This is a genomic window from Candidatus Binatia bacterium, assembly GCA_029248525.1.
Classification (GTDB): domain Bacteria; phylum Desulfobacterota; class Binatia; order UBA12015; family UBA12015; genus UBA12015.
In genome coordinates, this window is the sequence record JAQWJE010000049.1 from 764,161 (window position 1) to 781,960 (window position 17,800).

Below are 17,800 nucleotides of genomic sequence, written 5' to 3' on the forward strand. Positions count from 1 at the left end.
TATCGCTTTCCGGGCGGCAAGGGCTCGGACCGCGTTGCATGCCGGAACGACCCCCGCAATCTCGCAGAGGGCAGGACCTCTGCTAGAGAAACCTCCAGAGGAGATCCTATCTGATGAATGACGAACGCACTCCAATTTTAGTGGGCACCGCCCAATTTGTGGAAAGAAATATCGATCCGGCCGAAGCTACCGAGCCCTTGCTGATGCTGGAGAAGATGGCGCGAGGGTCCGCAGAGGATTCCGGTGCTGGCGATGCTCTGCTCGGGAAGCTCGACACCGTCGCCGTTCTCAATGTCGCTGGTTGGGAAGCTCGCAACCCCGCGCAAGTGGTTGCTGACAAGATCGGCGCTCCGGCGACCAAATTCTACACCTCGGAAATGGGTGGCCAGATCGGCGTCACGGCAGTCAATGTTCTCGCCGAACGGATCGTGAAGGGCGAAAGCCAGGCGGCACTGCTCGCGGGTTGCAATAATATGCGGACCCTCATGAAAGCTGGGCCGGCCGGCGTCGAGTTGAACTGGACCACTGGCGGGACGAGTGATCCGGAAATGATCGGGACGCCCAAGAACGGCAGCTCCGAGCTCGAGGGCAAATACGGCATGATCATGCCGCCGGATGTCTATCCGATTTTCGAAAATGCTCTGCGTGCTTCGCTGGGGCTTTCGTTGGAAGAGCATAACCAGCGCATCGGCAAGCTTTTCCAGAAATTCAGCGCTGTGGCTGCGGGTAACCCGCATGCCTGGTTCCCCGTGGAGAGAAGCGTGGAAGAGCTGATTACGCCGCAGCCGACCAACCGCATGATCGCCTATCCCTACACGAAATTCCTCAACGCGATTCTGAACACCGACCAAGCTGCCGGGATGATCTTGACGACGGTGGCCATGGCCCAGCAACTGGGGATCCCCGAAGATCGTTGGGTCTATTGGTTAGGTGGTGCGGAGTCGGAAGAAGAGGCCTGGTATCCGACGGAACGGCCGGACTTTTCCAATGCCCCGGCCATGGGCGACACCTCCCGCAGCGCCCTGGCCAATGCGGCCGTCGGTGTGGATGAGATTGATCATATCGATTTCTACAGCTGCTTTCCCGTTGCAGTGGAGCAGGCAGCCAAGCAGCTCGACCTCGATGTGGAGGACCCGCGCGGGTTTACCGTCACGGGTGGTTTGCCTTACGCGGGTGGTCCGGCGAGTGCCTACACGCTGCACTCACTGGCAAGTATGGCCGATAAATTACGCGACACGGGCGGTGGGAAAGGTCTCGTCACCGGGAATGGTTGGTACCTCACCAAACACTCCGCGAGCGTCTGGTCGACCGAAGCCGGCCAGAGCGAGTTGCGTCGCGGCTTGATCGAAGATCTGCCATCCCGAGATCTCGATACCAAAGCGCGTCCGTCGACCGACGATGTGAGCGGCCCGGCCACGATCTCGGCCTATACGGTGCAATACGATCGGGACGGTGCCCCGCAGCGTGGTATTCTCGTTGGCGATACCGCCGCGGGCGAGAGGTTCATTGCAAACGCCTTTGATCCGTCGGTCTTGCAGGGGTTGGTGACCAGCGAAGGCGTCGGTGTTCCGGGCACGTTGAGCAAAAAAGACGAGCTGACCATTTTCTCGCCGAGTTGATCCCGAAGACCGGAGCTCGTGGATCGAGCTCCGGTTTTCTCGATCGGGCGCTACAGGGTAGGCACATAGCATGGCCGCGCTCGACCCTTTTGGTCTCGTTACGATGGAGAGCCCGCTCGGGCTGCTTTCGCTGGCGTCCACGCCTCGCGGCCTCTCCCGAGTGGCCTTGTCTCCGTCGAGCCCGGACCAGGTTACGGGTAGGGATCGAGCGCCTCATGGGTCGCTTTTGGCGGAAGCGACAGGGCAGCTGGGCGAGTATTTTGCCGGTCATCGGCGAGAATTTGATCTCCCGCTGGATCTTCAGGGAACTCCCTTCCAGAGAGATGTCTGGCAGGCCTTGGCCGAGATCCCCTTTGGCCAGTGTACGTTTTACGGCGCCATTGCCGCAGCTCTCGGTCGCCCGGGTGCGGTCCGGGCCGTGGGGGGCGCCGCGCATCGGAACCCGCTTCTCTTCATTATCCCCTGCCACCGGTTGATCGGGAAAAACGGAGATCTCACGGGCTTTGCCGTCGGTCTTGAGCGGAAGCGTTGGTTGCTCTCTCACGAGGAGGCATTGCTCTCGGCGTCTTCCCTTGGCATCACCGAAGCGTGAGTCGAAATCGAATCCTGATAGCCAATCGCGGAGAAATCGCCCTGCGGATTCTCCGTGCCTCCGAAGAATTAGGTTGGGAGCCCGTCGTCGTCTACACCGAGGACGAGAGCGAATCGCTGCCCGTGGCGCGAGCCGCTCAAGCCGTTGCTCTGCCGGGGACGGGGCCTGCCCCCTATCTCGACGCGACGATGCTGGCGAAAGTGGCCGCGGATCAGGAGTGTGCCTTCTTTCATCCGGGATACGGGTTCCTGAGCGAAAGTGCCGACCTCGCTCGCGCATGCGCCGATGCGGGGGTCAATTTTGTGGGACCGACGCCGGCGACATTGGAGACTTTCGGGGACAAGGCCGCTGCGCGGGCCTTGGCCCTGAAAACCGGCTTGCCTTGCCTCGAAGGCACATCGGCTGCGACGACGTTGGCCGAAGCCGAGGATTTTCTGGCCGGCCTCGGGTCCGGGGGAGCGGTTCTGATCAAGGCCATGTCCGGTGGCGGAGGGCGCGGCATGCGTGTGGTCCGTTCCCCGGCCGAGTTGCCCAAAGCCTGGAAACGGTGCGCTTCGGAGGCACGACGAGCCTTTGGTGTGGAGGACCTCTACGTCGAGCGCTTTCTCGCGCCGGCCCGTCATATCGAGATTCAGGTAGCCGCCGACCGTCATGGGGAACTGATCGCTCTGGGCGAAAGAGAATGTTCGATCCAGCGAAATCATCAGAAGTTGGTGGAAGTCGCGCCGAGTCCGACCCTGTCGCCCAAGCTGCGGGAGGAGTTGTCTGAGTCGGCGCTGGATTTGGCGCGGGCGGCGGGGCTTTCCAATCTGGCAACGGTCGAATTTCTGGTGGCCGAAGGAGAGAAGGCGTTCTTTTTCATCGAGGCCAATGCCCGGTTGCAGGTCGAGCATACCGTTACCGAAGAGGTCTTTGGTGTCGATCTGGTGCGTGCGCAATTGGCGATCGCCGCCGGGAGTTCCCTGGCGGAGCTCGGGCTCCCAGCTGCTGCGGCCGCAGGATCGCGCGGACATGCGATTCAATTCCGTGTGAACATGGAGCGCTTGTCCGAAACAGGTCAGGCGCTGCCCTCGCCGGCACAGATCATTTCGTATGAACCTCCAAGCGGCCCCGGCATCCGCGTGGATGCAGCCGCCTACGCGGGATGGACGCCGAGTGCATCCTTCGATTCCCTGCTCGCAAAACTCGTCGTGGTCGCGCCAGGGCCCTACGCGAATGTGGTTCGCCGCGCACAGCGGGCTCTGTCGGAATTTCGAGTCGAGGGTCCCGATACCAGTTTGCCGTTTTTGCGAGCGTTGGCCGAGCGGCCCGAGTTTGTGGCGAATCAGATCCATACACGCTTTCTCGAAGAAAAAGCGTCCGAGTTGCTGGCGGCGATTCCGACGAATCGATCTTCCATCGTGTCGGCGGACTCGAATGTCTCGATGGCGGGCGAGGCGGGGACGGCCCTTGCCTCCGAGGACCCACTTGCGGTTCTCGAGCATGGCCGGCAGTCCACGCCGTCGCAGGAATCGAGCGATCAAATCTCGGATCAAGCCGCCGGTGAAGTTCTGGCGGCACCATTGCAGGGCACGATATTGCAGGTGGATGTGGCGCCCGGCGACACGGTGGCAGCGGGTGCGCGGCTTTTTGTGATGGAGGCCATGAAGATGGAGCATGAGATTCTCGCGCCACGCAGTGGTGCTGTGCGCGAGGTTGATGTTTCGGTCGGGGATGCCGTTCTCGAAGGTCGTCGGTTGGCACGTCTGATTCCCGGCGATATCGCGGCGGAGGAAGTCGCGATTGCCGTCGATATCGACCCAGAGAAAATTCGCCCCGATTTGGCCGAGGTGAGGGAAAGGCACTCTCGGGGGTTGGATAGCGCGCGACCGGAGAAGGTGGCGAAGCGTCACCAGCGGGGGCAACGAACCGCTCGCGAGAATCTCGCGGATCTATGCGATCCGAACAGCTTTCTCGAATACGGAGCTTTGGCGATCGCCGCCCAGCGCGCGCGTCGATCCGTCGAGGACCTGATGACGAATACGCCGGCGGACGGATTGGTTTGCGGCGTGGGCTCGGTCAACGGCGAGGTGTTCGCCGAGGAGCGAGCACGGTGTGCGGTTCTTTCCTACGATTATATGGTGTTGGCGGGGACGCAGGGCCTCTACAACCACCGCAAGAAGGACCGCATCTTTGAAGTCGCGGCCGAAGCGAATCTTCCGGTCGTATTCTTTACCGAAGGGGGCGGGGGTCGCCCGGGCGATACGGATGGAACGGGTATTACCGGACTCGATTGTCTCGCCTTTCAGGCCTTTGCCGCTCTGAGCGGTCAAGTCCCTCTGGTCGGTCTGACCACCGGGCGATGCTTTGCCGGGAATGCTGCGCTCCTCGGTTGCTGTGATGTGACCATCGCCACCAAGGCCTCGAATATCGGTATGGGCGGCCCGGCCATGATCGAAGGGGGTGGGCTGGGCGTCTTCCGCCCCGAAGAAGTTGGCCCGGCCTCGGTCCAGAGTCGCAATGGAGTGATCGATATTCTGGTCGAGGATGAAGCCGAAGCCGTCGCGGCCGCAAAGAAATACCTCGGCTATTTCCAGGGAAGTCTCGACGAATGGAGCAGCCCCGACCAACGACGGCTGCGTCATCTGATCCCGGAAAATCGCTTGCGGATCTATGATGTGCGCGAGGTGATCGACGGGATTGCCGACACCGATTCCGTGCTGGAATTGCGCCGGGAGTTTGGCCCCGGCATGGTGACGGCTTTTGCGCGGGTCGAAGGCCGACCGCTGGGGATCGTGGCAAACAATCCAGTCCACTTGGCAGGCGCGATTGATGCGGACGGCGCCGACAAGGCGGCCCGATTCCTGCAGTTATGCGACGCATTTGATCTGCCGGTTTTGATGCTTTGTGACACCCCGGGAATCATGGTCGGGCCGGCGGCCGAGGAAAAGGCTTTGGTACGACACGCCTCCCGGCTTTTCGTGACGGGTGCGAGTTTGCAGGTCCCCCTTTTTACCGTGGTTTTGCGTAAAGGGTACGGCTTGGGCGCACAGGCGATGGCGGGAGGCAGTTTCCGGGCCTCGCTGTTCACGGTGGCCTGGCCTACCGGCGAATTCGGTGGCATGGGCCTCGAGGGTGCCGTCAAACTGGGCTTTCGGAAGGAGCTCGAAGCGATCGAGGACCCTGCCGAGCGCAAGCGGGTCTTCGAGGAGCGCGTCGCGAGGATGTATGAGTTCGGCAAGGCGACAAGCGTTGCCACAGCGCTTGAGATTGATGGTGTGATCGATCCGGCCGAGACGCGCCACTGGCTGTGTCGGGGTTTGGCTACCTGGCAGCCCCCGCGCCGGCGTGAAGGGAAAAAGAGACCCTTTGTCGACACCTGGTAGGTCTCTCCTGTCGGGGTTTTACCAATCCAGAGGATCGGGCAGGAAGGTTTCTGCGAGGTCCCGGAAGTGCGAGGCCAGCGCCTGGAAGTCGGGAGGCTGATGGTTCTTGGAGTATAGATCATGCTTCTGGAAGCGACCGAGCCATGGCAGCAGCGATTCGTCCTCCTGATTGAGCATCCATCGGTAGGCGTTCTCCTGATGGAGCGGATAAAAAGAGTGGAAACGGATGACGAAGGCCGCCTCGGCGGGAAGACGCCCCTTGGTCACTTGATAGAGGTATTCGTCGTGCCCCCAGGCCATGGTGACTGCGTCCAGTCCGCAACCCTTTTCGTAGATTCCGGTTTCGGATGCATAGGCCGGCCGGCTTCTGTCCGGGTTCTCGGCAAAGAGTTCCGGGAAAACGATCGTGTCGGAGAACGCACAGCCGAGCGGAAAGGTATCGCCGACCACGGCCCATTGTTCTTCTCCGAAAATGCACAGCATCTTGCCCGCGTCGTGAATCAGGCCGACGAGTTGTAACCACGGGGGTGCTCCGGCGACGCGGAGAGAATCGGCAGTCTGGAGCGCATGCTGCAGTTGCGAGAGCTCGGTATCGGGGTCGCTTTCATCGATCACCCGATCCAATTCCAGCAGCGCCTCCCAGATCGTCATGCGGGCGCGGTCGAGCTTGCCGAAGGTCGCTGATTTTTCTCGGGCAAGCGCGAGCGTTTGCCGGGTGTGATTTTTCCGGTAGGTCTCGCGCACCTCATCTCGAGTTTCGGGATCGTAGGTGCGCAGGTGGAGGTCCTCGGACATATTCTCAGAATTGGCTGGTGCAACGCCCTGGGTCAAGTCTCTCGCTCAGGTGAGTTCGAGTCACCGGACGCCTTCGGCTGGCGTAAAGTTTTGGATTTCACCGCGATGGCCAATGCGGTAACAAACTCACATGGGTGCAACCGGCAGCGAAGATTCCCTGCGCGTTCTTCTCGCTTTTTACGAAGAGAATGCCCGGCAGGCTCGTTATCATGGAATGCAGCGCCAAGCGGTGACGGCTACTGTCTTCCTCGGAGCCGCGCTGGTGCTGGCGGTGGCGGGGAACGCAGGCGTTTCGAGCCTTTTGGCCGGGGTTTTATTGGGCGCCGCGGGTGTTTACGGGTTCCTCGCCTGCCTTCACCATCACGAGCGAGCCCGGTTGCATGTCGAGCGACTCCACGCCGTCCGGCAGGCGCTTTGGCAGGAATTCCCCGGAGGGGTGGGGGATCTCTATGGCCAGGCGAATGCCAAGCACCGCAGCCGTTTCCCTGTTTTCAGCGAAAAAACGGCACGGATCCATTATAGTTGGCAGCTGGTCTCGGTGGTGGTGTTTTTCCTCGGGCTATTTTTCTTGTCCCGCGGCCTTCTTGATGGCTGGTCCCGAATTTGAATTGACTGCGTAATCCGGACGGTTGTATCGTCGGCCCCGGACGCCGGGGAAACTCCCTCGTTATGTCCGGGGGGATTTGGACATGAGGCGCAGACTTTTCGCGAAGGTCGCTGCAATTTTGGTGATGGTGCTTGGGGTGTCCTGCGGGAGCAGCGAGACCGATATCCATTCGGAGGTGCCGGAGGTTCCGGCTGTACCCGAGCCTTTGCCCGCACCCGAGCCTGAGCCCGAGCCCGAAAGCCCGGCTTGTGAAGCGGAGTTCGAGAGCACCTTTGCCGCAATCCAGACGACGATTTTTGAAAATCAGGGTTGCAATCAGGGCGCGTGTCACGGGGCCAGTGCGGCGGGAGATCTGCGGCTCACAGCCGACGTCTCCTACGAGCAACTCCTCGCACCTTCCCTCGGAAGCGCTCTGGCGCGGGTTGAGCCGCTGAAGGTCAACGAGAGCTACCTTTTCCGCAAATTATCGGCCGCGACGGCGCCCGAACTGCTTACCGGTACGATTGCCGGCGCCCCGATGCCGATCGCGTCTCCGCCGATTCCCGGCGACCATCTCGAAGCTTTGCGGCTCTGGATCGAGATCGGTGCGCCCGAGACAGGGATCGTGGGTGATGAGTTTGGTGGCACCCGTATTGCGGATCTGTTGGGTACCTGCCTCCCGCCACCGAGCCCGGTCGTCCTCGAACCCTTGCCGCCGCCGGACCCGACCGAAGGAGTGCAGATGGTGCTGCCGGTCCAGTCGATCGCAGCCGGACAGGAGGTCGAGGTCTGTTTTGCGGAATATTACGACTTTCGTGACCAGATCCCGGCAGAGTATCAGACCGAGGACGGCAACTTCTTTTACGTGAACGGAGAGGAATATCTCTCCGAGGCGAACACGCACCATCTCACGCTCAGTTTCTCCGGATTTCGTGGAGATCGGGTGGATGCTCCGGAGTTTGGCACCTGGCGCTGCGCCGGAGGTGCGCGGCATCAGGAGGTCTGTGATCCTCTGACGCCGAAGGACTGCGGCGAGGGGCAATGTCATAGCGAGATTGGCGATAACGTCGCCTGCATCGGTTACGGTCCTTCCGGCGGCGGGGATGGTGCGACCCCGGGTTCACGGCTGCAGGTCGGGAATGGCCGGGAAGGTTATTTTGCGAAAGTACCCTCGCACGGGATTTTTTTATGGAACTCCCACTTCTTCAATCTTTCCAGCCAACCGTTGGACCATCATAGCTGGCACAATCTAAGCTTTACGGGAGACCTTCGTTTCGAGGAGATCGGCTTCCAGGATACGAGCGCGATTTGGGTCGCTGCGGGTACCGAGCCGTTTACCAAAAAAGAATATTGTCGCGAATACGTTCTGCCGCGTGGAACCCGGCTTCTGTCGCTCTTTTCTCATACGCATAAGCGCGGTGAGAGGTTCACGATGCATTTGAAGGGCACGGGCGAGCAGGTCTATGACAATCCTTTCTGGGATGATCCGGTCATCGAGGAATTTGATCCGGCCAGACTCTTCGATTCGGAGGACCCCGCAGACCGTACGCTGGTCTATTGTGCTCTTTACAACAATGGCGTGCGACGAGATGGTACGCCGGATGTCGACATGGTGAAGCGATATTCGCGACGCCCACCTCGCTCCGATTGCGTGCCGACCCATTGTGCCGAAGGTCAGGTGGGGCTGCCTTGCGACGGTGTCGAGGATCATGCGACCTGTGACTCCAGTCCCGGTAGCGATGACGGTTTCTGCGATGCGTGTCCGATCTCGGCAGGTTTGACCAGCGATGATGAGATGTTCGTCGCTCTGGGAACCATGGTGCTCGAGCGGAGAGAGGACTTGCGCCGGGACTTGCCCTGAGGGGCCGCTTGGCGGAGAAGGTTTCTGTGCGCGTTGTATTTCTGATTGAAGACTCACTGCCCCTTCGCTGGGTCGGTCCCGAATTTACGCCTCATTTGTACGGCTTGCTCGCTGACGGCGGGATGATGCATCCAATGGGGGGGCAGGCGGTTCTGAGCACCGCAACTTACCCCAATCACGCCAGTTTCATTACCGGGACAAAGCCTCAGGCTCACGGTATTTTGACTAACGATGTCTGGCGAGATGGCGCTTTCGTTTCCTCGGCTGAAGTTGGACCGGCCACCGAAACATTATTTGCCGCCGCACGACAAGCCGGCGTTTCGACGGCCGCAGTGCTGGGTGATCAAAAGCTGGTTGGGGTGATGGGGGCCGATGTCGCCGACGTCCATTGGCCGCCGTGCGGGGTTCTGCCGGAGGACGCGGTGCTGGACGAGTTCGGCTATGCCGCGGACGTCGAGGTGGTGCGACAGGTGGAAGCGATATCCGCCCTCGATGCTGAACTTGTAGTGTTGCATTTGAATGAACCGGATTCGGTCTGTCACCTCTTCGGGCCCGATGCCGAGGCCAGCCGGGAGCGTTTTCGCGCGACCGACGCCGCGTTTGGCGCAATCGTGGAGCGCCTTCGCCCCGGTTGGGAAGATACCGTTCTGCTGGTCGTGAGCGATCACGATCAGGAGGCTTTGCGGCCGGGGCCGCCTGTGGATCTCAATGCGATGCTTGCGGCCGAAGGACTCTCCGGTACCGCCTCCTCCGAGGGCACGGCCGCGCAAGTTGTGGACGGACCAGGTCTGCCAACCCTGTTGGGCTTCCCCGGCGTGGAGGACGGTTTGGATCTCGGCGCCGGACATTCGCTCGTTTGGGGAGATGCCGGCGTGAGCTTTGGCTCTGTGGATTGGGGCCTGAAAGGGGGCCACGGAAGCCCGCGGACCGGGACGCAGGTGGCGATGGTCGCCGGCGGATCGCCGCACGTTCCCGCTCTCGCTGCCGGACTGGCCGCGCGTCGACCCGATGCGACAGATTGGGCACCGACAATGGCTGAACTTTTCGGATTTGCACTCGCCTCGGCGGAGGGGAAGTCTCTGCGGCGTTGAGCTTGGGCCGGAATCAGTCGCGACGTTCCCGGGGAATGTCGAAGCGTTCGATATAGGTCGAGAATGCGTCGCCGATTTCATCGACGTTCATGCCGAAATCTTTTGCGTCATAGCGATGGCGCCCAAAGTTGCTCTGGGGTCGTTGCCGCAACCACTGCCGGATCGCCTCGGCGTGATCCTCGAGAAGTTCTTCCCCGAACACGGTATAGACTTTCCGCAAGGCGGCAATCGGATCTTCCATCAGCTCTTCGTAAAGTAGATGAGCGCACCAGTCGGGGTCCGCTTGTTTGTCGAATTCCATCCCCTTGCGCACGCCGATGGAAAGCTCGCGATTCCATTCCTGGCCGACCATCTCCGGGTCGGGGTCTTTGGTGAAGGTGCGGTAGAAGGCCATATTCAGGCTGGCGACCGAAGGCACCACCTTGCGCGGATCGCGATGTGTCCAGATGACCCGAGCGTCGGGATAGGTGCGGAACAGGGCCGCAAAGCTCCAAAGATGCTGTGGTGTTTTCAGGCTCCAGCGACGAGGCTCCCGGCCGCATTGCAGGAGTTGCAATACGCTTCGATGGAATTCGTAACTCGAGTCCACCTCGGCATCTTGCAGCCAGCGCGCATAGCCCGGGATCGGCGTCTGGGTAGAGAATAGCAGGGAGCGAAAATCGCAGGCGAAAAGTGTGACGCACTCGGTGGGTAGTGTCGGTTCCATCGGGTGCATCGCCTGCAGGGGCGGGATGAGTTGATTGAGTTGCTTGTCGTCTTTCTCGGCGCGTGCGATCCGGGCGCGGATCTCCGTGCTTTCGGGTGCGCCGGGGGGAGCCGGATCCAATGCCTCCCAGCCCAGCAGGGAGCGATTGCGCGGGTCGAGCTCGAGAAGGTGGCTGAGCAGGGTGGTCCCGGTTCGTGGGAGTCCGGCGATGACCCAAGGGGCACGGATGGTTTCCTGATTCGTCTCGGGGTGCGCTTTGTTCCAGTCCGTCACATGCAAGCGCGCAGTCAAAAAGCGGGTAAGCATTTTCTTCTGCACCATACGTCCGAAGGTGGTGAGTTGCGCATCTACCTCGAGACTGTCGAGCAGGGCCTTGAGTCCCGCGCGGAAGCGATCATCACCAAAGTCCTCGAGGCCCGCTTGGTGCCGGGCGGCATCGATCAGTTCCTCCGCGTCCAATCGAGGAAGCGTCCAGCCGATTCGAGCGGCAGCCGCTCCGGTTGCGTTCAGGGTGCGCAGAATCGGGGAATGAATCCCGGCATCGTGAAATGTGACATCGCGCGGCATGCGGAATTACCTGTAGCTCGAGATCCAGTCATCCTGCTCGCGACACCAATCCAGATGCTTGCGTGCCAGAGCTGTGGGCGAGTTTGCTCGATTCTCCCAGACAAAAGATGCCTCGTCGTTGGCGAATTGGCTGACGAATTCGCGGAAAGTCGAGGAGCGATTGGCTTCGGTGTAGGTCTGGATGGTTTCCGCAAGCAGGGCGCTGCGGAGACCGATATAGATTTTGCGGCTGCCCGCCTGCTTGGCCAGTTGGTGATATTCCTGCAAGCGACGCGAGCCCTGGTTGCACATCTCGATGGCTGTACGCTGGTAGGGTGTGAGTGCCGATTTCGGGTCGCGGGCCTTTTCGGGATCCCGCTCACAGCCCAGGCAGGCAAGGAGGGCCATCAGGAGTCCGAAGCGATAGAGAGGCCGGAGGATCACGGCACTATCGTCGCCTTTTCCCGCCAGTTCTGCAATCGCTGCAGCCGAGCGGTTCGCCTTCTGGTGCGAGCTTTGGCACCTTTGCCTGGAGCATGGGAAATGCCAGTCGATATAGCGCTCAAAGCGTGCTGCAGGATCTGGGGGCCGGCTTGGCTGTTGCGGCACTGGCGATTCCGCAAGGAGTCGCCTACGCGATGATCGCCGGTCTTCCCCCGGTGATGGGACTCTACGCGGCCAGTGTGCCGGCAATCGTCGCGGGTTGTTTTCGATCCTCTCGTTATGTGATCGCCGGTCCCTCCAATGCGCTCTCCCTGCTGGTGGGTTCGTCGACCGGCGTCCTCGCGGTGTCGGAAGGGGTGGATGCGGCCTCGGTCGCGATCGCTCTCGCTCTCTGGGTCGGCCTGATTCAAATCATGGCGGGTTTCCTCCGACTCGGAGTGGCGGTCGGCTATATCTCGTCATCGGTCGTTCTGGGCTATATCACCGGAGCGGCGACGCTGATCGTCTGGGGGCAGGTGCCGAATTTATCCAGCACGACGGATCTCACGGTAGGAATCGGGACCGCTATCTTGATGATTCTCCTCGGGCGACTGGGCCATTTCTTTCCTGCTGCGCTGGTCGCTATTTTAGCGATGACGACCGGCGTGACGCTGGCCGACCTGCCGCTTCGCACGATCGGGGACCTAGCGGCCATCCCCGCAAGCCTGCCTCCGCTCACGCTTCCGTTCCAGCTGCCCGTAGCGACGCATACGGCTCTCTTGCCAGCGGCTATTGCTGCCTCCGTGCTCTCTCTGGTCGAATCCTCGGCTGTGGGCCGCAGTCTGGCGGCCGCCAGCGGCGAGCGTGTGCAGAGCAATCGAGAGATCGTGGGGCAGGGGCTCGGCAATTTGGCCGCTTCCTTTGTCGGGGGCTACCCGGTCAGCGGAAGTCTGGCCCGTTCGATGCTGAATTACAGCGCTGGGGCACGATCCCGTCTGGCGGGGGTTTCTTCCGGTTTTCTGGTGATCGTGATGGTGCTGATCGCCGCGCCTCTGGTGGACGCGATCCCCATTCCCGCTCTCGCGGGAATGCTTCTGGTTCTGGCGTGGGAGCTGGTAAACTTCCGAGCGATCTGGCGCACGTTGCGTGGCAGTCTGGGGGACTCCGCCGCTCTGTTGATGACGTTCGTCGGAACCTGGACCTTGCGGTTGGATGAAGCGATCTATCTCGGGGTCGGTGTGAGCCTGGTGCTTTTTCTTCGCCGGGCTCGCCTCCTGGTAGTTCGTGAGTTGCACGTCGACCAACAGGGCCATCTCCGTGAGGTGGACGGACGAAGTTGTCGTGTTGTTCGCGTCCTGCATGCCGAAGGCCCGCTCTTTTTCGGTGCGGCGGGGGAGCTGGAGTCGGCTCTGGATGAGGCCTTGGCCGACGATGCGCTTCGCGTCCTTCTCCTCCGTTTGAAAAGGACTCAGGGAATGGATCTTTCGGCGGCGCATGTTCTGGAGGAAGCGGGACGACGCTTACGCCAGCGAGGGGGGCGTTTATTGCTGGTAGGACTCCTCCCGGACCCTTTGGCGTTGCTCGAGCGCACGGGAGTTGCGGCCGAGATCGGGGAGGAGAATATCTTCCCCAGCCGCTCGGGATGGTTTGCGGCCATGGATGAGGCTTTGGGGGAAGCTCTGGCGCACGACCACCATGGAAGCGATTGTCCGCTGATGGAATATATTGCTTCCCGAGATGCGGATCCGGTTGCGGACACGGAGATCCACCGGGAAGATCCTTGAGGGCGGAGCCGAGCAGTGAGCGCTCGATCAAACCGGTGAGTTCGGGAAGAAGAGGAATTGCATGACGAATGCGGCAGCAGATTGGGATATGACCTCGTACTTCCCGGAGTTTGGTGGGGCGGCCTATCGCTCCTTCCGGGAAGACCTCTCGACCGCGGTGGAAGGTCTGTGTGAGTCCTTGCCCGGCCTTGGTCCCGTGGCGCTGCCGCATCTCGAAGGCTGGGAGTCCTGGTTACTGCGCCTCGAAGGGGTCGTGGCGCAGAACCGACATCTGGGTTCCTACCTTGGCTGTCTGTCGGCGGCGGATGCTCATAACGAGGAAATTCAACGGGATGTCGCCTGGTCCGCGCAGCTTCGCGCCGAGATCGAGAAGGCTCTGATCGGGCTCCGGGCCGCTCTTCGCGATGCCGAGGATGCGGATTTCGCCCGATTATTGGCGCGCGAGCCGCTCGTTCCGGTCCGGCACTATCTGAAACAGGCCCGGCGCCGCTCGCTCGAGAGTATGGATGCGACCAGTGAAGGTCTTGCGGCCGATCTCGGTGTGAATGGGATCGGCGCGTGGGGGCGGCTCTACGATCAGATCTCCGGCTCCCTGATGTTTACCTTCGCGATGCCCGGGCAGGAGCCGGAGCGCTTGCCCGTGTCGCGTGCACGCAGCTTGATGGGAGATGTCGACCCGGTGTGTCGGCGCGCCGCCTTTCGTGGCGCCAACGAGGCTTGGGAGGAACAAGCGGAGGTCTGTGCGGCCAGCCTGAACGCCATTGCGGGTACCCGATTGACTCTCTATGAGCGCCGCGGGATTCCTCATTTTCTTGATCCCGCCTGCCTCGATTCCGGAATTTCACGCAAAACGCTCGAGGTGATGATCGGGGTGGCTCGATCGCGGGCCGAGGTCGGACGGAAGATTTTGCGGGAACGCGCGCGGCGGATGGGTTTGCCGACGCTTGCCTTCTCGGATCTCGAGGCGCCTTTGGCGGCCTCGAGCGCGCGGCGAATCTCTTATACGGAGGCCGCCGGTCGAGTGGAGGAGGCCTTCACCCGGTTCTATCCGACGATGGGTGCCTTTGCGGCAGAAGCGGTTGAGAAAAAGTGGATCGATCATACGCCACGAGCCGGGAAGCGTCCGGGCGGCTTTTGTTCTTCGTCCCCTCTTTTGCAGGAAAGCCGGATTTTCATGACCTTCGATGGCGCCTTGGGCGATGTCTCAACGCTGGCTCATGAACTCGGGCATGCCTGGCATTCCCGGGTGATGGGCGATTTGCGCCCGTGGGCGCGAGGCTATCCCATGACTCTGGCCGAGACGGCATCCACTTTTGCCGAGCAGGTGCTGGTGGATCGAATTCTCTCGGATCCTCAATCCTCCGCGGAGGAAAGGACTCAGGTCCTCGATGGACGCCTGTCGGATGCGACCGCCTTTCTGCTCAATACCACCATGCGCTTTACCTTCGAGAAGGCTTTTTACGAGGAGCGAGCGGCTGGCGAAGTGTCGGCGAATCGCCTCTGTGCGTTGATGCGTGAGCATCAGGCCGATTGGTACGGCGATACCATCGACCCGGAAGGTCTCGACCCCTACTTTTGGGCGTCGAAGCTCCATTTCTATATCTCCGGCCTGTCGTTTTATAATTTCCCCTACACTTTCGGATACCTTTTCAGTCAGGGGATCTTTGCCCGGGCACAGCACGAAGGTGCCGAATTTCTGCCTCGATATGAGGCGTTGCTTTGCGATACCGGCTCGGCGACGGCCGAGGAGGTCGCCCAACGCCACCTCGGCGTGGACCTCGAGGCACCGGAATTTTGGAACGAATCCATCGATCGAGTGGCCGAAGATTTTGAAATCTACGCGAGTTCGGCATTTTAAATTCAAGAGGGCATCTTTTCTTCCGATTTTAGGGTATCGGATCCGCGCGGACCCGGATTTCGACAATCGTGGCGAAAGAGTTCGTATTTGAATTGAACAAGTCCTCCCCGGGGCTCGTCTGAGGTGAAAAGACAGAGTTCAGGCAGGAGAGGAGGGATGAAAATGTTGGTTCGTATGCTCGACAGGGAACCGGGAGTTCCCGAAAAGGTGCTCGACAGGGCCCGTAATTTGCTCAATCTTCCCGACGAGAGAGCCCTGCAGTTGGTCGCAGAAGGCATCTGCGTTGTTGTGTCCCACGAGATGAAATCCGCGGCCGAGATTCAGCCCCGGACGGCTTTTGCCGGCCAGGCAAGCGGTCGCCATTCTCGCTGATCTCGCTGAGGCTGTCGGTTCGGCGGTTGCGGGCCTCGCGATCGTCGGCCACCGCGCCGGTCGACTTTCCCGAAATCGTTCCCGAACTCCGGGGGATCGCGCTTCGCGTTTCCTCTTGGTAACACTAGTTTTTGGCTAGCCGGCTCGGTTACGCCGGCAGGTCTCAACCCCCAACGATTGAGGAGAGTTTTCGTGTATCGCGAAGAGATTCAGGTTCTTGACTGCACCGTCCGCGACGGCGGTTTGATCAACCAGTACCAGTTCACCGATAAATTCGTGCAGTCTTGTTACCGAGCGGCGTGCGAGTCGGGCGTCGATTGGTGGGAAATTGGCAAGAAGCTGGAGGTCAGCGAGCAGTATTCGAAGGCCGAGTGGGGTTGTTGGAACTTCTGCGAGGACGACGATATCGAGCGCGTCATTGACTCGCACGACGGCGAACAGCGAGCCAAGGTCGCTGTTATGTACGACGTCGGCCGGGTGGACGTCTCCAAACTACGCCCGCGCGACCAGTCGGCGATCGATATGGTGCGCACCGCTTGTTACGTCGCAGACGTCGACAAGGGAATCGATCTCGTCCGTCGCACCAAGGATCTGGGATACGCAACGACACTGAATATCATGGCGCCGTCCGCGGCGATCGAGAGCGACCTGATCGAGGGACTCGGTCAGGTCAACGAGGTGGCCGAAGTCGATTTTCTCTATCTGGTCGACAGCTTCGGATCGCTCTATTCCGAGCAGATCACAGCCTACGTCAACTTGTACAGGAAGCATGCACCGAGCAAGCAGCTGGGCTTCCATGGCCACAACAACCAACAGCTGGCCTTTGCGAACACGCAGCAAGCCATTATCGACGGCGTAAATCTGCTCGACGCGACCGTCAACGGGATCGGTCGCGGGGCGGGCAATTGCAACCTCGAATTGTTGCTGCAATTTCTCAAGAACCCGAAATTCGATGTCCGTCCCGTCTATCGTTGTATTCAGGAAGAATTCCTCGCCCTGCGGCAGCAGATCGAATGGGGCTATAACGATATCTACGGAATCGGAGGATGCCTCAACCAGCACCCGCGCGCAGCCATGAAGCAGCGTGGCAAGGGTGAGGACAAGGACCTCTGCTACGATTTTCTCCTCGAGTGCACGGAGCTCGATGAGGCCTCTCTGGATTAGGCTTGTCCGCGTGAGGAGTCGCTCGGTGATCCGAGCGACTCCGGCGCTCATCAAACGAAGGGAAGAACTTCTTCCCCGAACTTTTCCAGCGTGGGGGCATCCATGCCGCCGGACAGCACCATATGGCTGAGTCCCCACTCCTTTTCTCGCCGTTTGAGTTCCTCGATCCACTGCGCAGGCGTGCCGACAAGCGAAATAGGCATCCGGCGGGCGATGGTCGGGTCCAGGCCGAATCCTGAGGCCACGGCGGCGGCCATCTGATCCCCTTGTTCCTCGGTTTCGGTCAGGATGGTCATGAAGCCGGTGGTCGAGATCTCGACCTCGCGGCCGTGCCCTGCGGCTGCCTCGCGCACGAAATCGACCTTTTGCCGGAAGGCATCCTCGGCAAGCTTGGTCACTTCACTCAGCAGCACGGTGCCGGCTTTGCCCGTTTCCACAACGATGTTGACCAGATCGGCATGCCGGGCCGCTATGCGCAGCAGGCCTTTGCCGCCGCCGCCAAGGAGAATGGGCGGTGAGGGTTGCCGTTTGGGACGTGCTGGAATGAAGGCATCGCGAAGCTGGTAGAACTCTCCGTCAAAGTTGGTGCGCTCCTCGGTCCAAAGCGAGCGGATGACAGAAAGCGATTCGTCGAGTTGTCGAAGCCGAGGTTTGATATCCGGGAAAGGAACACCGGTCATGTCGAACTCGGCCTTGGTCCAGCCGGAACCGAGTCCGAGAATGGCACGGCCTTGCGAAATTTGGTCGACCGTCGCCATCGCCTGCGCGGTAAGCGCGGGGTGGCGGAAAAGGTTGCACAGGACCAGAGCGCCGATCTCGATGCTGGACGTTCTCTCGGCCATGGCACCCATGACAGCGACTGCTTCCCAGACCGGCTGGTCCGGAGACAGTCCCGTCCCGCCCGGGAGTTCCATGGCGAAGTGGTCCGGAACAAAGGCGTTCCGAATGCCGACTTTTTCGGCAAGCGCCGCCATATCCAAAATATCTTGTGGTGTATTCCCGACCAGCTGAATGCCAAATTCCATGCGTTTTCTTAAT

14 protein-coding genes are annotated in these 17,800 nt (G+C 60.8%); 10 read left to right on the forward strand and 4 right to left on the reverse strand.

The window, feature by feature from the left end; genetic code table 11:
• Nucleotides 1–113: 113 nt before the first annotated feature.
• The 3 genes from P8K07_15900 (at nucleotide 114) to P8K07_15910 (ending at nucleotide 5,576) form a co-directional block, all read left to right on the forward strand.
• Nucleotides 114–1,619, forward strand: a complete 1,506-nt coding sequence (locus P8K07_15900) for an acetyl-CoA acetyltransferase (protein MDG1960008.1) — start codon at nucleotides 114–116, stop codon at nucleotides 1,617–1,619.
• Nucleotides 1,620–1,689: 70 nt separating this feature from the next.
• A complete protein-coding gene (locus P8K07_15905) occupies nucleotides 1,690–2,211 on the forward strand; it encodes a methylated-DNA--[protein]-cysteine S-methyltransferase (GenBank protein ID MDG1960009.1) in 522 nt (173 codons plus the stop codon).
• Nucleotides 2,208–5,576: a carboxyl transferase domain-containing protein gene (locus tag P8K07_15910; protein ID MDG1960010.1), complete on the forward strand. Its 3,369-nt coding sequence runs from the start codon at nucleotides 2,208–2,210 to the stop codon at nucleotides 5,574–5,576. Before P8K07_15905 ends, P8K07_15910 begins: the two co-directional genes overlap by 4 nt.
• An 18-nt stretch (nucleotides 5,577–5,594) precedes the next feature.
• On the opposite strand, the gene P8K07_15915 is transcribed toward P8K07_15910, so the two are convergent.
• A complete protein-coding gene (locus tag P8K07_15915) occupies nucleotides 5,595–6,371 on the reverse strand; it encodes an inositol oxygenase family protein (GenBank protein MDG1960011.1) in 777 nt (258 codons plus the stop codon).
• Between the two features lie 130 nt (nucleotides 6,372–6,501).
• Here P8K07_15915 and P8K07_15920 point away from each other — a divergent pair, with 130 nt between their 5' ends.
• From P8K07_15920 to P8K07_15930, 3 genes are all read left to right on the forward strand, one after another.
• Nucleotides 6,502–6,978, forward strand: coding sequence for a hypothetical protein (locus P8K07_15920; protein ID MDG1960012.1), 477 nt, complete (start codon nucleotides 6,502–6,504; stop codon nucleotides 6,976–6,978).
• 82 nt (nucleotides 6,979–7,060) lie between these two features.
• The gene (locus P8K07_15925; GenBank protein MDG1960013.1) at nucleotides 7,061–8,818 is read left to right on the forward strand and encodes a hypothetical protein; all 1,758 of its coding nucleotides are present in this window, start codon (nucleotides 7,061–7,063) and stop codon (nucleotides 8,816–8,818) included.
• Between the two features lie 26 nt (nucleotides 8,819–8,844).
• On the forward strand, nucleotides 8,845–9,909 hold the full coding sequence (locus tag P8K07_15930; GenBank protein ID MDG1960014.1) for an alkaline phosphatase family protein: 1,065 nt from the start codon (nucleotides 8,845–8,847) through the stop codon (nucleotides 9,907–9,909).
• A gap of 13 nt (nucleotides 9,910–9,922) precedes the next feature.
• Here the strand turns inward: P8K07_15930 and P8K07_15935 are convergent, their stop codons facing one another.
• Entirely contained in the window at nucleotides 9,923–11,182 is a 1,260-nt protein-coding gene (locus P8K07_15935; GenBank protein ID MDG1960015.1) for a sulfotransferase, read from the reverse strand.
• Nucleotides 11,183–11,188: 6 nt separating this feature from the next.
• The gene (locus P8K07_15940; GenBank protein MDG1960016.1) at nucleotides 11,189–11,605 is read right to left on the reverse strand and encodes a hypothetical protein; all 417 of its coding nucleotides are present in this window, start codon (nucleotides 11,603–11,605) and stop codon (nucleotides 11,189–11,191) included.
• A gap of 92 nt (nucleotides 11,606–11,697) precedes the next feature.
• Between P8K07_15940 and P8K07_15945 the strand changes: the two genes are divergently transcribed.
• The 4 genes from P8K07_15945 to P8K07_15960 all read left to right on the forward strand — a co-directional run bounded on the left by P8K07_15945 (nucleotide 11,698) and on the right by P8K07_15960 (nucleotide 16,762).
• A complete protein-coding gene (locus tag P8K07_15945; GenBank protein MDG1960017.1) occupies nucleotides 11,698–13,368 on the forward strand; it encodes a SulP family inorganic anion transporter in 1,671 nt (556 codons plus the stop codon).
• A gap of 61 nt (nucleotides 13,369–13,429) precedes the next feature.
• Nucleotides 13,430–15,226 carry a M3 family oligoendopeptidase gene (locus P8K07_15950; GenBank protein MDG1960018.1) on the forward strand — a complete coding sequence of 599 codons (1,797 nt, stop codon included), beginning with the start codon at nucleotides 13,430–13,432 and terminating at the stop codon, nucleotides 15,224–15,226.
• 156 nt (nucleotides 15,227–15,382) lie between these two features.
• Nucleotides 15,383–15,598 carry a hypothetical protein gene (locus P8K07_15955; GenBank protein ID MDG1960019.1) on the forward strand — a complete coding sequence of 72 codons (216 nt, stop codon included), beginning with the start codon at nucleotides 15,383–15,385 and terminating at the stop codon, nucleotides 15,596–15,598.
• Between the two features lie 192 nt (nucleotides 15,599–15,790).
• Nucleotides 15,791–16,762, forward strand: coding sequence for an aldolase catalytic domain-containing protein (locus P8K07_15960; GenBank protein MDG1960020.1), 972 nt, complete (start codon nucleotides 15,791–15,793; stop codon nucleotides 16,760–16,762).
• 50 nt (nucleotides 16,763–16,812) lie between these two features.
• Here the strand turns inward: P8K07_15960 and P8K07_15965 are convergent, their stop codons facing one another.
• Nucleotides 16,813–17,787: an LLM class flavin-dependent oxidoreductase gene (locus P8K07_15965; GenBank protein ID MDG1960021.1), complete on the reverse strand. Its 975-nt coding sequence runs from the start codon at nucleotides 17,785–17,787 to the stop codon at nucleotides 16,813–16,815.
• Nucleotides 17,788–17,800: the final 13 nt, after the last annotated feature.